The following is a 15,274-nucleotide window of genomic DNA, read 5'->3' as shown; positions in this document are numbered from 1 at the left end:
GCGGGCCATGGCCCGTCCAAGGAGAATTTCATGACCATGTTCCAATGGAAAGACGTGCAGGGCCTGGTCCCTGCCGCAGGTGGCACGCCCGATCTGGCCGCCTGCCTGGAGGCCTTCCCGCAGCTGCGGCTGGCTGCCACCACGCCGCAGGACCCGGTGTTCCATGCGGAGGGGGACGTGTGGACCCACACGGCCATGGTGCTGCGCAGCCTGCTGGACAGTGCGGACTATGCGGCGCTGGCGCGGGCCGACCAGGAGGTCGTGTTCCTCGCCGCGCTGCTGCACGACGTGGCCAAGTGCAGCACCACCGTGGTGGACGAGGCCACGGGCCGCATCTCGCAGCCCGGGCACTCGCGCAAGGGCGCCATCGACGCGCGCATCGCGCTGTGGGATGCGGGCGCGCCGCTCGTCGCGCGCGAGGCCATCTGCCGGCTCATCGCCGTGCACCAGGTGCCCTTCTTCGCGCTGGAGACATCGCGCAAGGGGGTGTCTCCCGAGTTCACTGTGCGCCATCTGTCCTGGCAGGTGGACCTGCACCTGCTGGCGATGCTGGCCGAGGCGGACATGCGCGGGCGCATCTGCCCGGACCCGCAGCGCACGCTCGATGCCATCGAGCTGTTCCGCGAACTGGCGCGCGAGGAGGGCTGCTATGGCCAGCCGCGCGCCTTTGCCGACGCGCACACGGCGCTCAGCTACTTCCGCGGCGCCAATGTGCACCCGGACTATGCGCTGCACCAGGAGCCGGGCTCGCGCGTGCTGGTGATGTGCGGCCTGCCCGCATCGGGCAAGGACACCTGGGTCGCCACCCACCACCCGCGGCTGCCCGTGGTGTCGTTCGACGATGCGCGCGCGCAGTTGGGCCTGCGCCACGGCAAGAACGAAGGCCTGGTGGCCCACCACGCGGTGGACCAGGCCAAGGCCTTGCTGCGCACGCACGCGCCCTTTGTGTGGAACGCAACGCACCTGTCGGACCAGATGCGGTCCAAGACGCTGGATCTGTGCCTGGCCTACCACGCCGAGGTGGAGATCGTGTACCTGGAGCAGCCGCGCGCAGCCCTGCTGGCGCGCAATCAGCGGCGCGACTCCTCGCTGCCGAACAAGCGCCTGCTGGAGATGCTGCTGCGCTGGGAGGTGCCGCTGCCGACCGAGGCACACCGGGTGGCTTACACCCAGATCCGGTAGGCCCAGAAGGCCTCGTCGCTGCGGATGCCCTCGTACAGGGCCTGCGGTGCGTAGCCCGTGATGCGGCGCGTGACGCGGCTCAGGTGGGACTGGTCCGAAAAGCCCGCGCCCGCGGCCACCTCGGCCCAGCGCACGGGCGCTTGGGCTGCGTCCGCAGCAATGGTGTCGAAGAAGGCCTGCTCGGCCTTGCCAAAGCCGCGCAGCTCGCGCAGCGGCAGCCCGGCCCAGCGCTTGATGCGCCGCTCCAGCTGGCGCAGGCTGCGGCCCGGGGCCGAAAGCGCGGCGCGCTGGGCCAGATGGGCCGCCCAGTCGCCATAGCGCTGCGACACCGTGGCCGCACCAGGCCGGCAGGCCTGCCAGCGCGGCAGCAGAAACTGCTCCAGGCACTCCATGCGGGCCGCGTCGTCGGCCTGCTGCTGCACCGCCTCGCACATGGCCAGCCAGTCGCGCGGCAGCAGCGTGGCGGCGTCCACCGTGCGGTCGGTCAGGTCCCCAGGCGCCAGGCCGGTGAGCAGGTGCAGTGCATCGGGCATGAACATCACCATCATGGCGTGCGTGGGCTCGGGGCACCAACTGGTCGAGGGCCGGGTCTGCGGGCCCGCCAGCACCCAGCGCCCCGCGAAGGGCTCGCGCGGGCTGTCCAGGCCGGGCATGGTGTCGGGCCTCTCGGGCACCAGGCGCTCGCTGCGGCCCGTGAACCACCAGCTCAGGCTGCACAGCGGCGTGGCGGGAAAGCGGTTGATGCGCTCGGCATCGCTGAGCGCATGGCCCAGCGTGCTGCGCACGATGGTGGCGCGCAGGCAGGCCGACAGGCTGGCATGCGGCAGCCACAGCTGGCCCGAGGGGATCAGTCCCTCGGGTTGCCGGGTGGGCGAGGCGGCGAGAAAGGCCATGGGGCGCGAGTGTAGGCCAGCGGCCATGTCGCAATCGTTCAATACGCCGGTGCCTGCCCACCGCACCATGCACGGCATGAACACGAGTTTGTCCCCTGAACTGACCCCTGCCGCAGCCCCCACCCTGCCGCATCCGTCGGGTCCTGCGTCCCGCTGGTGGGGCCTGCCGCTGCTGCGCGCGATGCGCGCCGACTACCTGGGCTTCGTCACGCGGCTGCAGCGCGAGCATGGCGACCTCACGCGCATGCGGCTGGGCTACGAGGATGCCTGGGACCTGCTGTCGCCCGAGCTGGTGCGCGAAGCCCTGGTCACCCATGCCGAGCACCTGGTGCGCTGGGAGCGTGGCATCGAGGTGTTCGAGCAGGTCTTCGGCCAGAGCGTGCTGGTCACCGAACACGCCACCTGGCAGCGCCAGCGCCGCATGCTGATGCCGGCCTTCGCACCCAAAAGAGTCGCGGGTTATGCGCAGCTGATGACCGATGCGGCTCAGGCTGCACTGGACGCGGCCGTGCCACCCGGCCAGGCCGAGGCCCTGGTGGCGATGGACGGGTTGTGGAGCGGCGTGGCCATGGACGTGATCCTGCGCACCCTGTTCGGGGAGTCGGCACAGGACGATGCGCGCGATGCCGCCTGGGCCACGCAGATCCTGTCGGCCATGGCGTTCTCGGAAATGTTCCTGCCCTTCTCCCTGCCCGACTGGCTGCCCTTGCCCGGCAAGGCCGCCAAGCGCCGTGCGCTGCGCCTGCTGCGCGGGCTGGTGCAGCGCCACATCGACCAGCGGCATGCGCAAGCAAGGGAGCCGGCGCCGCGCACCGATCTGCTGCAGATGCTGCTGGACCTGCGTGACGAGGCCACGGGCGAGGCCCTGTCGCCGCAGGAGGTGTTCGACCAGTGCATGGTCAGCTTCCAGGCCGGGCACGAAACCAGCGCCACCGCCCTGCTGTGGTGGAGCCGGCTGCTGGCCGAGCACCCCGGGGCCGCAGAGCGCGCCCAGGCCGAGGTCGACGCCGCCTTGCAGGGCCGCGTGCCGGGCCCGCAGGACATGGCGCAGCTGCCCTGGCTCACCGCCACCTTGAAGGAGGCCATGCGCCTGTACCCGCCCGTGGCCGCGGTGATGAGCCGGCGCACCACGGCGCCCATCACCCTGGGCGGCGTGGCCGTACCGCGGGGCGCGCTGCTGCGTATCACCCCCTGGGTGCTGCACCGCGACGCGCGCTGGTTCGCCGAGCCCGAGCGCTTTCGGCCCGAGCGTTTTATGGACGGTGCACCGGAAATCCCCCGTGGCGCGTTCATGCCTTTCGGCCTGGGCCCGCGCGTCTGCATCGGCCAGCACTTCGCGATGCTGGAGATGCAATTGCTGGCCGCCATGCTGCTGCAGCGCTACACCTTGCAGGTGCCCGAGGGGGCCGCGCCGCTGCGGCCCCAGCTGCATGTGACCCTGCGGCCGGGGCAACCGGTGCAGTTGCTGCTCAGCCAGCACGCCTGAAGCTCACGGCAGCTCCGCGCTGTTCATGCGCGCCAGGATGGTGCGCGTGCGCCCGGCCAGGTAGGCGGACCCCGGTGCCTTCTCGAAGCGCTTGGGCGCGGGCAGCATCACGGCCAGGCGGGCCGCCTCGCTGGGGCTCAGGCGGCTCGCGTTCTTGCGGAAGTAGTGCTGCGCCGCGGCCTCGGCGCCGAACACGCCCTCGCCCCATTCCACGCTGTTGAGGTAGATCTCCAGGATGCGCTCCTTGCTCAGCAGTTGCTCCAGCAGCAGCGTGAGCACGAACTCCTGGCCCTTGCGCAAGAGCGTGCGCTCGCCCGAGAGCAGCAGGTTCTTGGCCAGCTGCTGGGTGATGGTGGAGCCGCCGCGGATCTTGGGGGCGCGCTGCGGGCGGTCGGGGGCGCGGGCCTGGGTCTTGGCGGCCTGGGCCTCGGCCTTGGCGTTGCGCTCCCAGGCCTTCTCGATGGCGGCCCAGTCCACGCCGTCGTGGTTGGCAAAGCCATCGTCCTCCGAGGCGATCACGGCGCGCTTCAAGTGCTCCGAGATCTCGCCATAGGGCATCCATTCCTGGCGCCAGCGCACCTTGCCGCTGGCGGCCACCTGCACCCAGGCTTCGGAACGCTGGAAGCTCGTCGACTCGGGGTTGACCACTACCATGGCCGCGATACGCAGCACGAAGAACAGCTGCAGCGCCAGGAAGGCGAACACCAGCAGGCCCAGCCAGCGCAGCACGGCTTTCATGGTGTGGGGTTCTTCCTTGCGGCGATCAGTGGGTCTGCAGCGCCAGCTGCGCCTGCAGTTCGGCCAGCACCTGGGCCGAGGGGGGGCGCACACCGCGCCAGAAGGCGAAGGCCTCGGCCGCCTGCTCCACCAGCATGCCCAGGCCGTCGCGCGGCACGGCGCCATGCGCGGCCGCCCAATCCAGGAAGCCCTGGGCCGCGGGGCCGTACATCATGTCGTAGGCCATGCCGCCCGGGCGCAGCACGCTGGCCGCCACGGGCACGGCATCGCCCGCCAGGCTGCTGGCCGTGGCGTTGATGACCACGTCGAAGGTGCCGCCCACGCCATCCAGCGTGCTCGCCGCCACGCTGGCACCCAGTTCGGTGGCCAGGGCGTGGTGCGACTGCACCAGCGCCTGGGCCTTGGCCTCGGTGCGGTTGGCGATGGTGACGTGGCGGGCTCCCGCCTGCAGCAGCGGGCCCAGCACGCCGGCCGCGGCACCGCCGGCACCGACCAGCAGCACGCTGGCTCCCTGCAGGGCCACGCCCGCATTGCGCGTGATGTCGGCCACCAGGCCCAGGCCATCGGTGTTGTCGCAGTGGATGCTGCCGTCCGCGCGGAAGGCCAGGGTATTGGCTGCGCCGGCCAGTTGCACGCGCTCGCTGCAGTGTGTGGCGAGCGCGGGGGCCTCGGTCTTGAACGGCACGGTGACATTGCAGCCGCGCCCGCCCTGGGCCGCGAAATCGCGCACGCCCTCTGCAAACCCATCCAGCGCCACCAGGCGCCGCTCGTAGGCCAGCACCTCGCCGGTCAGCTCGGCAAAGCGCGCATGGATGGCGGGCGAGCGGCTGTGCGCCACCGGGTTGCCCATCACGCAATACAGGTCGGTGGCTTGGCTCATCTCAAAACAGCAATTCCGCAAGGTCGGCAGGGCCGGGGGAGGGGCCGCGCTAGCGGACGGTGGTTTCCAGGGTCTGGTCGCGGGTGAAGCGAAAGCGCGCCACCATGGCGATCTGGTCGGCCTTGGCGCGCATTTCCTGACTGAAGGCGCCAAACGGTCCGGCGGCCCGGGCAATGGCCTCGGCGCGGCGGTCCAGCGTGGCGTTGCCCGACCCCTGCACGACCTCGGTCTCGAGCACGCGGCCGTCGTGGTTGACGGTGACGATCATGGTCAGCTCGCCATAGAGCTTGCGGCCGGCCTGCTCGGGGAAGTTCTCGGTGCCCTTGTCCTCGACCTTGCGGCGCAGCGCATCGTAGTAGATCGCATAGGCCTCTTCGCGCGTGGCGGGGCTGATGTAGCGCTTTTTGGGGCGCGAGTTCTCTTCGTTGATGCGCTTTTCGATCTCGGCCAGCAGCTTGACCAACTGGCGGCGCTTCTCGTCCTGCGCCGACTGTTCGGCACTTTGGCTGGGTTTGCGCGGGTCGGGCGGGGGCATGGTGGCCAGCTGCTTGCGCAGCTGCGTGAGCAACTGGGTTTGCTGCTCCTGCATCGCATCCATCCTGCGCTGGGCTTCCTCGAAATCGTCGCCCATGGCGGTCAGCGCCGAGTAGGGCAGGGGGCTCGTCGCCCGGCCCTTCTCCGCATCGCCGCCGCCCGCCAGGTTGGACTGGGCGATGGCCTGTGCCTTCTCGGGCCGCTCGTTGGACTTGGCATTGACCAGGATGACTTCCAGCGGCGTGTCCTGGAACACGCGGTTGAAGCCCTCCGGGTCGATGAAGCGCACGGTGATGAGCGCCGCATGCACGGCAATCGAGATGCCGAGCGCAAGCTGCAGCGTGCTGAAGGTGCGGAGGAAGGCAGGCAGTTTCACGGCGTCAGATTATCAGCGCTGGCGGGTGCGTCGGCTTCATTCACGTCCACCGCGATGGCAATCGGGCCGGCCACGGTGTCCTCGTCCTCCTCCGCCGCCTCGTCGGCACCGGCCTCGGCTTCGTCGCTGTCCAGGCGTTCCAGCACCGTGCCATGGATGTCCAGCGTGATCTCATCGATCTCGCCGAGCTTGACGCGCAGGCGCGCGCCGCGCGGCAGGTTCTGGGCGCCGAGCACCGGGAACACCAGCGGAAGGTCGTCTGCCCGCACCAGGAAGCTGCCGCCCGGGCCTTCCTTGAAGACGGTGGCGGTCAGCTCGGTCAGCCCGTGCTGCTGCACGTACTTCAGCGTCCAGAAGCGCTCCATGCCGGCCTGGTAGCCGTTGTAGGCGCTGTAGGCCCCATCGAAGCTGCTGATGATGGAGAACAGGTCCGCATCCTTGGGCTTGAACGGTGCGGCCAGGGCTGCGGTCTTGCCATGGCGCGCGCAGGCGATGATCTGCCACTGGTTCACCAGGTCGGTGTAGCGGCGCAGCGGCGAGGTCGCCCACGAATAGCATTTGACCCCGATGCCGGCATGCGGCAGCGCCTTGGTGCCCATGCGCACCTTCACGCCCGGGGCCATGCTGGCCTGGCTGCGGTAGATGCCGGGCACCCCCAGCTCGGCCATCCAGGCGCCCCAGGTGCTGTTGGCCACGATGGCGGCTTCGGCCACGATCAGGTCCAGCGGCGCGCCGCGGCGGCGCGTGGTGATCTGCACCTGCTCCGAGCCATTGGGTTCGCCCCGGTCGTTGCCCACCAGGCGGAAGTTGTAGTCCGGCCGGTTGAAGTTCTCGGGCTTGCCGCGCACCACCTCGCGCTGTGCCTTGAGGCTTTGCGCCAGGCGGAACAAAAAGGACAGCTCGCCGCGCCGCACGGCCAGTTCCGCGGGCGTGCCATCCACCTGCACGGTGGGATCGGTCAGCCAGGCCTCGGTCACGATGTGGTCGAGCTGATCGTGGCGCAGGTTGGCGGCCACCGGCACGCGCTCCAGGCGGGTTTCGGTGGACAGGATCTCCAGAGTGCCTTCATTGATCGTCACGTACAGCGACACGGCCGGGTTTGCGCGGCCTTCGTCCAGCGTGTAGATCTGCACCACCTCGTCGGGCAGCATGGTGATCTTGTAGCCCGGCATGTACACCGTGGACAGGCGCGCGCGGCCCACCTGGTCGATGGTGCTGCCCGGCTGCACGGCCAGGCCGGGCGCGGCGATGTGGATGCCCAGCACCACCGTGCCGGTGCCCAGGCCCTGGACCGACAGCGCATCGTCGATTTCCGTGGTCTGCGAATCGTCGATGGAATAGGCCTGCACGTTGGCCAGGGGCAGGTCGTCCGGCGGCTGGGGCGCGGTCAGGTTGGGAAAGCCCGTGCCCTTGGGGAAGTTCTCGAACAGGAAACGCTTCCAGTGGAACTGGTAGGCCGAGTCGATGGCGCCGGCCTTCTGCAACAGGTCCAGCGGGGCGGTGTGCGTGGCGCGGCTGGCGTCGACCACGGCCTTGTACTCGGGCGCGTTCTTGTCGGGCTTGAACAGTATCTTGTAGAGCTGGTCGCGGATGGGCTGGGGGCACTCGCCCCGGGCCAGGGCCGCGGCCCACTCGTCGATCTGGGCCAGCACGGCCTTTTTCTTTTCGATGGCGGCCAGCGCCTGCTGCAGGATCTCGGCCGGGGCCTTCTTGAAGCGGCCCTTGCCCGCGCGGCGGAAGTAGTGCGGCGCTTCGTACAGGCGGAACAGCGCGCCGGCCTGCTGGACCAGCGTGGCGTTCTCCGAGAAATAGTCGCGCGCCAGGTCGGCAAAGCCGAAATCCTCCTCGGGCGCGAATTCCCAGGCCAGGTCCAGCTCGATGGTCTGGGCCACGGCCTGAGCCTGGGCCACCAGCTCGGCCGGGGCGGGTTTTTCGAACTTCAGGAGGACGTTGGCGGCCTTGACCTTGACCCGCTTGCCCGAATCGAGCTCGATCTGGGCCGAACTCTCGGCTTCCGACAGGATACGGCCGGCCATGAACTTGCCGGCTTCTTCAAACAATGCATGCATGGGCGGCATTCTCCCATGGGGCGCCAGCCCTTCAGGATTTCACCGGGCCCATGCAGTCCAGGGGGGTGGCCATCACCGGGATGCTGGTGGCATCCGTTCCCTGGGCGATCATCTTGTCTGGTACCTTGGCCTTGCCGCAGACCCAGGCAATGGGCACCTGGGGGAAATCCGGCACGATGGCCGGCCGCAGGGTCAGGACTTTGCCCGCGATGGCCTTGTTGGCCTTGTTGCCGTAGACGATGTTCACCGCCCCGCCGGTCACGGTGACCTTGGCCACGTTGGTGCTGACGATGCGGTCCTCGGGCGGCAGGCCGGCGGCGGCATTGTCGGCGGGCAGGGTCTTCTTGAGCGCGTAGTGCACGGCCACGGCCTGCTTGACGAACTCCACCATGGCCTGGCCCTCCTTGACCTGGGTGCGCAGCACCCGGTCCTGGTAAGAGGGCAGGGCGATCAAGGCCAGCACGGCGATGACCACCAGGACCATCATCATCTCGATCATCGTGAAGCCCTGTGCGCGAAGGCGGGGCAAAAGGGCTGTGCGCTGCGGGTGGATCATGTCGGTGGTGCACGCCGGTGAGGGCGGGTGCTGCAGGAGGCATCGATGGGGCTGAATATAAGGGCTGGCGCCCCGGCCCCCGGGGCGGCGCCCCGCGCGTGGCCGGCGCGCCACGGTGCGGGGCTCTATGATTCGCGGTTTCATTCTTCTTCATCGCGCAATCCGCCCCCGCCCGCCTCCCCGATGCCGATCGCTGCCATTGCCGCACCGCTGACTTTGCTGGCAGTGGCCCTGCCCTTCCTGTTCTCCGTCACCAGCCCCCCGTCCACCAATGTCTGGCCGCTGCTGACCTCGTGGTCGTGCATCACGCTGCTGGCGGCGCTGGCATGGCTGCGCGCGCTGCGCTCGCGCCGCCACCCGGAGCTGTGCGATGGCGGCACCACGGCGGCGACCTGGCTGGCGCTGGGCCTGCTGCTGGCTGCGGTCGTGGGGAGCGTGGTCTGCCTGGTGCAGTATTTCGGCGGCGATGTGGGCCTGGCGCCCTGGATCCATGCCTCCACCCCCGGCCAGGCGGTGGGCAACCTGCGCCAGCGCAACCAGCAGGCCACGCTGGTGGCGCTGGGGGCCTGGGTGCTGGCCTGGTCGGTGGCGCAATGGCAGGCCCGTGGGGCCGGCGGCGCTCGGCACCCGCGCGTGCCCGAGAGCCTGGCGGGCCTGGCCTTCGGCATGGCCCTGACCGTGCTGGCCCTGGCCAGCGCCGCCACGTCTTCGCGCACGGGTGCCGTGCAGTGGCTGGTCATCGTGGTGCTGCTGCTGTGGTGGCGCCGCTCCCTGGGGCGCATGGCGCTCGGGGTGGCGCTGGGCGGAGTGGTGCTCTACATCGCGGCGGCCTGGCTGCTGCCGCTGGCACTGCACGGATTCAGCGGCGTGCAGGCCGAGGGGCTGTTCAACCGCTTCTCCGGCGACTCCCACCAATGCACCAGCCGCCGCGTGCTCTGGTCCAACGTGCTCACCCTGATCGCGCAGAAACCCTGGACCGGCTGGGGCTGGAACGAACTCGATTACGCGCACTACACCACCTTGTTCCCCGGTGAGCGCTTCTGCGTGCTGCTGGACAACGCCCACAACCTGCCCCTGCACCTGGCCGTGGAGCTGGGCCTGCCGGCCGCCGTGCTGCTGTGTGGTGCGGCGCTGTGGTTCACGCTGCAGGCGCGCCCCTGGCGCGAGACCGACCCCGTGCGCCAGCTGGCCTGGGGCGTGCTGGCGCTGATCGGCGCGCACAGCATGCTGGAATTTCCGCTCTGGTACGGGCCGTTCCAGCTGGCGGCCCTGGGGGCGGTGGCGCTGCTGTGGCCGCGCCGCAGGATGCCACGCCCTCCCTCCGCGATGCTGCTGGCGGCCACAGGTGTCGCGCTGGTGGCGGGCACCGTGTTCCTGGCCTGGGTGGCACACGACTACCACCGCATCAGCCAGCTCTACAAGGTGCCCGACAAGCGCGATCCGGCCTACCGTGACATGGCGCCGGCCACGACGGCGCCTTCCCTGCTGTTCGAGGACCAGGTGGACTTCGCCCTCCTGCCCTCCATCGCACTCACCCCGGCCACGGCGCAGCAGGTGTTCGATCTGTCCGGCCAACTGCTGCACTACTCGCCCGAACCCCGTGTGATCGAGCGGCGCATCGACAGCGCGGTCATGCTCGGCCGGGACGATGAAGCCGCCTACCACCTGCTGCGCTACCGCATCGCCTACCCCAAGGACCATGCGCGCTGGCTGAACAAGAAGGCGCCGCCGGCCCCGCGGGCACCGGCATCATCAAAGACGCAGGAATGAGGCCACCCGGGGCAGGTGCGCCTCGAAGCCGGTCAGCGCATGGTCGCCGCCTTCCAGCACCTCCTGCTGGGCGGCCGGGTAGCGTGCCACCATTTCGCGCCAGTCCAGCACCTCGTCGCCCTTGGCGATGATGGCCAGCTCGGGCCCCGCCGGGGGCTGGCCGCGCACGTCCAGCGCCTGCAGTTCGCCGATGTACTCGGGCAGAAAGAAAAAGCGCTCGGCCGGCTCGTGCCAACTGGTCTGCTCGCCGATGTAGCGCGCCAGGTCGCGTGCGGGATCCACCGCGGGGTTGAGCATCACGCTGGGGCAGGAGAGCTGCTGCGCCACCCAGCTGGCATAGAAGCCGCCCAGCGAGGAACCGATCACCGCGCTCGATGCCCGGGGCCAGTGCGCCACCGTCCCTGCCACCAGGGCCATGGCGTGGCGGGGCGAAGGCGGCAACTGCGGGCACCAGAAATGCACGCCGGGGTGCTGCGCCGCCACATGGGCAGCCGTCTGCCGCGCCTTGGCCGACTGGGGGGAGGAGCGGAAACCGTGCAGGTACAGAAGGTGGGTGGTGCGGTTCATGGAAAAGGCGCAACAGGCATGGGGGCAGGGGAATCACTGCCTTGACAGGCCTTGTACAGGCATAAGATGTTGCAAAGTGTATGCCGCAGCATGCGGCACCACGCCTGCCCCCGAGCCGCCCCGCCATGACCGATTCTGCGCCGCTTTCCCCCGCCCGCCGCTCCGCCTGGGTGGTCGGGGACCGGGTGCCTGCGCCCCAGGGGCGGTTCGAGCTGCAGCAGGTGCTGGTGGCCAACGGGCAGTTCACCCAGTGGCGCGCGCTGGACCGGCGCGGCCAGCGCCCGGTCACGATCCGGCAGTGGGCGGTGGCACCGCCGCAGGCGACGGCGGCACTGGAGCGCTGGCTCGAAGCTGCCGAACGGGCCACCCAGCTTCACCATGCCTTCGTCGCCCCCGTGCTGGCGGCCGATGTCCTGGCGCGCCAGCCCAGCATCGCGCACGAGCAGATGCATGGCCCCACGCTGGCCGAGCACCTGGCCCGCCAGGGCCGCTGCACGCCGCACGATGCCGTGGCGCTGGTGGTGGATCTGCTCGATGCGCTGGAGGCGGTGCATGCGGTGGGCCTGGTGCACGGCCGGGTGGACCTGGACCATGTCGCCATGGACCCGCAGCGCCACGCCCGGCTGCTGGGCCTGGGCTGGCATGCGCCGGCCTTCGTTCCCGGGGAGGAGGATTCGGCCAGCGCCGATGGCGATGTGCGATCGGCCGCCCAGGTGCTGGTGCATCTGTTCACCGGCAGCCCCTGGGTGGGGGCTGCGGCGGCGGGGCGCAGCCTGCCCGCCGTGCTGGCCGAGGCCCTGGACGAAGGCCTGCGCACCCTGCTGCAGCGCGCCCTGGGCCATGACGGAGCGGACCCCTTCGCGGGCGCGGGCGGGTTGCGCGATGCCCTGCGCGCCTGGGCTGCGCCGGTGAGCGCGCCGACCGCTGCCAGCAACGCCACACTGGATTTCCTGCTGCGGCGCATGCGCCACAAGAGCGATTTCCCGGCCCTGTCCGACTCGGTGACCCGGATCCAGCGCGTGGCGCATTCCGAGGACGACAGCATCAGCGACCTCACGCACGAGATCCTCAAGGACGTGGCGCTCACCCACAAGCTGCTGCGCCTGGTCAACAGCGTGCACTACGCCCATGCAGGGCGCGGCACCATCAGCACGGTCTCGCGCGCGGTCAGCCTGGTTGGCTTCAATGCCGTGCGCAACATGGCCATGAGCCTGGTGCTGCTGGACCACATGCAGGACAAGGCCCATGCCGAGCAGATGCGCGAGGAGTTCCTGCGCTCCATGATGGCCGGTTCGGTGGCGGCCGAGCTGTGCGGGCCCGGGCAGGGGGCCGAGGAGGCCTTCATCGGTGCCATGTTCCAGAACCTGGGGCGCATGCTGTGCAGCTTTTATTTCCCCGAAGAGGCCGAGCAGGTGCGCAAGCTGGTGGCCGGTGGCCGGCTCGAGGGCGGGGAGGAAGCCGCCGCCATGCAGGTGCTGGGCCTGGGCTTCGAGGACCTGGGCACCGGGGTGGCCCGCGTCTGGGGCCTGCCCGACAGCCTGCAGCGCTGCATGCGCAAGCCCCTGGGATCCCCCATGCAGCGCCCTGCGGAGCAGGGCGTGGAGCGCCTGCGCTGGGTGGCGCTGGCGGCCAACGAGGTGGCCGACATCCTGCTGCACGGCGAGCCGGCACGGCTCGAAGAGCGCCTGCGGGGCGTGGGCACCCGCTACAGCCGCACCCTGGCCCTGGCGCCGGCCGCCATTGCCGAGGCCACGCTGCGCGGGCGCCGCAAGCTGGTGTCGCTGGCGGAAACCCTGGAGTTGCGCGTGCCGCCCGGCACGCCCGCCGCCCGCCTGCTCCAGTTGCCGCCGTCGGCCGAGGACGGCGCGGCCCTGCTGGACGATGCCCTGGCCCCCCATGAGCTCGGGGCCGGCGAGGTGCCTCCCCTGCCTGCGGTGCTGGCTTCGCAGGCGGGCGGGGCGGTGTCGGTGGCCCAGGTCAACGAGCTGCTGTCCGCCGGCGTGCAGGACGTGACCAACGCCATGGTGGACACCTTTGCGCTCAACGACGTGCTGCGCATGATCCTGGAGACCATGTTCCGCGCGCTGGGTTTTCGGCGCATGGTGTTCTGCCTGCGCGACGCCCGTACCGAGGTGCTGGTCGGGCGCTTTGGCCTGGGCGAGGGCAGCGAGGCCGCCGTGCGCGCGATGCGGGTGCCGCTCAAGGTGCCGGGCGATCTGTTCGCCGCCGTGTGCCTGCGCGGCGCGGACACGCTGATCAACGACGCCACCGACCCGCGCATCAAGGCGCGCCTGCCCGAGTGGTACCGCGCGGGGCTCGACGCCCCGTCCTTTCTGCTGCTGCCGCTGCAAATCAAGGGCCAGACCTTCGCGCTGATCTATGCCGACCAGTCGTCGGCGGGCGGCATCGTGGTGGACGACAAGGCCCTGGGGCTCTTGCGCACCCTGCGCAACCAGGCCGTGATGGCCTTCCGCCAGGCGGGTTGACGCGCCTTTTGCGGGGCAGCGGGCCAGCCGGCACCCGATAATCGGGGGATGGCCGCCGTTTTTGACAAGCCCTCCGTTGCCCAGCGCTTCCTCCCCCTGTTCCGCGGGTTCGATCTGCCGCTGGTGCTGATCATCCTGCTGCTTGCCAGCGCGGGGTTGCTGGCCATGTATTCCTCGGGCTTTGACCACGGTACCCGCTTCATGGACCATGGGCGCAACATGCTGATTGCCTGCGCCATCCTGTTCGTGGTGGCCCAGGTGCCGCCGCAGAAGATCATGGCGTTTGCTGTGCCGCTGTACGCTGCGGGGGTGGCGTTGCTGATCGCGGTGGCGCTGTTCGGCATCACCAAGAAGGGGGCGCAGCGCTGGGTGAACCTGGGCATCGTCATCCAGCCCAGCGAAATCCTCAAGATCGCCATGCCGCTGATGCTGGCCTGGTGGTTCCAGAAGCGTGAGGGCACGCTGCGCCCGCTCGATTTCGCTGCCGCCGGGCTGCTGCTGGCGATCCCGGTGGGCCTGATCATGAAGCAGCCCGACCTGGGTACCTCGCTGCTGGTGCTGGCCGCAGGGCTGTCGGTGATCTTCTTTGCCGGCCTGCCCTGGAAGCTGGTGCTGCCGCCGGTGCTGATCGGCGGCATCGGCATTGGCATCCTGGTGGTCATGGGCGACCCCTGGTGCGCCGATGGCGTGCGCTGGCCGGTGCTGCACGACTACCAGCAGCAGCGCATCTGCACCCTGCTGGACCCCACGCGCGACCCGCTGGGCAAGGGCTTCCACATCATCCAGGGCATGATCGCCATCGGCTCGGGCGGCGTGTTCGGCAAGGGTTTCATGGCGGGCACCCAGACGCACCTGGAGTTCATTCCCGAGCGCACCACCGACTTCATCTTCGCGGCGTTTTCCGAGGAGTTCGGCCTGGCAGGCAACCTGTTTCTGATCACCTGCTTCCTGCTGCTGGTCTGGCGCGGCCTGGCCATTGCCGTGGGCGCGACCAGCCTGTTCGGCCGCCTGATGGCCGGCGCCGTGTCCATGATCTTCTTCACCTATGCCTTCGTGAACATGGGCATGGTCAGCGGCATCCTGCCCGTGGTGGGCGTGCCGCTGCCTTTCATCAGCTATGGCGGCACGGCCATGGTCACGCTGGGCCTGGCCCTGGGGATCCTGATGTCGGTGGCGCGTGCCCAGCGCACGGATCCCAAGGACGCACCGCCGGCCATGCAGGCCAGCTGAGCGAGGGATTGGCGCCATTGTCAGGGCGCGCGCTTGGGGTTACAAATGCCGAACTACCGGCTTTAGAACCTGTTTGCGATCACCTGCGAGATCGTGAACAGGTTCGTAGACAACCCTAGGGAGGTGCTTCCATGGCGTCCAAGTTCGAACTCAAGAAGTCCAGGAACGACAAGTTCGTCTTCAACCTGCTGGCCTCCAACGGCCAGGTGATCCTCACGAGCGAGTTGTACGAATCCCGCGCCAGCGCTCTGAACGGCATTGAATCCGTGCGCAAGAATGCGGCCGACGATGGCCGCTACGGCCGGCTCTGCGCCAAGGACGGTTCTCCCTACTTCACCCTCAAGGCCGGCAATGGGCAGGTCATCGGCCAGAGCCAGCGCTACTCGGGTGAAAAAGCGCGCGAAGCGGGGATCGAATCGGTCAAGGCCCATGCACCCGGTGCCGTGGCCGACGACCAGAGCGCCTGAACTGCGCCGGGGCCCTGTTGTCCCTGTGCCGGACGGGGCC

General features: G+C 69.8%; 13 protein-coding genes. 6 read left to right on the top strand and 7 right to left on the bottom strand.

The genetic code is table 11. The annotated features are described in order from the left end of the window. Positions 1 to 36: 36 nt before the first annotated feature. A complete protein-coding gene (locus AC07X5_RS07785; RefSeq protein WP_494769780.1) occupies positions 37 to 1,182 on the top strand; it encodes an AAA family ATPase in 1,146 nt (381 codons plus the stop codon). On the opposite strand, the gene AC07X5_RS07780 is transcribed toward AC07X5_RS07785, so the two are convergent. Beyond that, positions 1,164 to 2,075 (bottom strand): AraC family transcriptional regulator, encoded by a 912-nt coding sequence (locus AC07X5_RS07780; RefSeq protein WP_494769657.1) that lies wholly within the window; start codon positions 2,073 to 2,075, stop codon positions 1,164 to 1,166. The two genes, AC07X5_RS07785 and AC07X5_RS07780, sit on opposite strands and share 19 nt — an antisense overlap. A 76-nt stretch (positions 2,076 to 2,151) precedes the next feature. On the opposite strand from AC07X5_RS07780, the gene AC07X5_RS07775 reads away from it, so the two are divergent. Further along, the gene (locus AC07X5_RS07775; RefSeq protein WP_494769656.1) at positions 2,152 to 3,561 is read left to right on the top strand and encodes a cytochrome P450; all 1,410 of its coding nucleotides are present in this window, start codon (positions 2,152 to 2,154) and stop codon (positions 3,559 to 3,561) included. 3 nt (positions 3,562 to 3,564) lie between these two features. Here the strand turns inward: AC07X5_RS07775 and mtgA are convergent, their stop codons facing one another. From mtgA to AC07X5_RS07750, 5 genes are read right to left on the bottom strand one after another with little or no spacing between them, the layout of a single operon-like run. Continuing rightward, complete coding sequence (gene mtgA, locus AC07X5_RS07770; RefSeq protein WP_494769655.1) at positions 3,565 to 4,299, bottom strand: monofunctional biosynthetic peptidoglycan transglycosylase; 735 nt, start codon at positions 4,297 to 4,299, stop codon at positions 3,565 to 3,567. 25 nt (positions 4,300 to 4,324) lie between these two features. After that, the gene (aroE, locus tag AC07X5_RS07765; RefSeq protein WP_494769654.1) at positions 4,325 to 5,179 is read right to left on the bottom strand and encodes a shikimate dehydrogenase; all 855 of its coding nucleotides are present in this window, start codon (positions 5,177 to 5,179) and stop codon (positions 4,325 to 4,327) included. Positions 5,180 to 5,228: 49 nt separating this feature from the next. Further along, entirely contained in the window at positions 5,229 to 6,089 is an 861-nt protein-coding gene (locus tag AC07X5_RS07760) for an energy transducer TonB (protein ID WP_409960101.1), read from the bottom strand. After that, positions 6,086 to 8,158, bottom strand: a complete 2,073-nt coding sequence (locus tag AC07X5_RS07755; protein WP_494769653.1) for a ribonuclease catalytic domain-containing protein — start codon at positions 8,156 to 8,158, stop codon at positions 6,086 to 6,088. The genes AC07X5_RS07760 and AC07X5_RS07755 overlap by 4 nt, the downstream gene beginning before the upstream one ends. Before the next feature lie 31 nt (positions 8,159 to 8,189). Continuing rightward, positions 8,190 to 8,714 carry a pilin gene (locus AC07X5_RS07750; RefSeq protein WP_494769652.1) on the bottom strand — a complete coding sequence of 175 codons (525 nt, stop codon included), beginning with the start codon at positions 8,712 to 8,714 and terminating at the stop codon, positions 8,190 to 8,192. A 183-nt stretch (positions 8,715 to 8,897) separates the two neighbouring features. Here AC07X5_RS07750 and AC07X5_RS07745 point away from each other — a divergent pair, with 183 nt between their 5' ends. Next, positions 8,898 to 10,484: a Wzy polymerase domain-containing protein gene (locus AC07X5_RS07745; RefSeq protein ID WP_494769651.1), complete on the top strand. Its 1,587-nt coding sequence runs from the start codon at positions 8,898 to 8,900 to the stop codon at positions 10,482 to 10,484. Here the strand turns inward: AC07X5_RS07745 and AC07X5_RS07740 are convergent. After that, positions 10,467 to 11,051, bottom strand: a complete 585-nt coding sequence (locus tag AC07X5_RS07740; protein WP_409960109.1) for a YqiA/YcfP family alpha/beta fold hydrolase — start codon at positions 11,049 to 11,051, stop codon at positions 10,467 to 10,469. The genes AC07X5_RS07745 and AC07X5_RS07740 overlap by 18 nt on opposite strands. Positions 11,052 to 11,176: 125 nt before the next feature. Between AC07X5_RS07740 and AC07X5_RS07735 the strand changes: the two genes are divergently transcribed. From AC07X5_RS07735 to AC07X5_RS07725, 3 genes are all read left to right on the top strand, one after another. Beyond that, complete coding sequence (locus tag AC07X5_RS07735; protein WP_494769650.1) at positions 11,177 to 13,537, top strand: HDOD domain-containing protein; 2,361 nt, start codon at positions 11,177 to 11,179, stop codon at positions 13,535 to 13,537. Between the two features lie 48 nt (positions 13,538 to 13,585). After that, positions 13,586 to 14,767 carry a rod shape-determining protein RodA gene (gene rodA, locus AC07X5_RS07730; protein WP_409960112.1) on the top strand — a complete coding sequence of 394 codons (1,182 nt, stop codon included), beginning with the start codon at positions 13,586 to 13,588 and terminating at the stop codon, positions 14,765 to 14,767. 131 nt (positions 14,768 to 14,898) lie between these two features. Beyond that, on the top strand, positions 14,899 to 15,234 hold the full coding sequence (locus AC07X5_RS07725; RefSeq protein ID WP_409960114.1) for a YegP family protein: 336 nt from the start codon (positions 14,899 to 14,901) through the stop codon (positions 15,232 to 15,234). Positions 15,235 to 15,274: the final 40 nt, after the last annotated feature.

This window comes from Acidovorax sp. GW458-11-26-14-TSB4, assembly GCF_059423865.1.
This window is presented reverse-complemented; position numbering and strand designations above follow the sequence as displayed.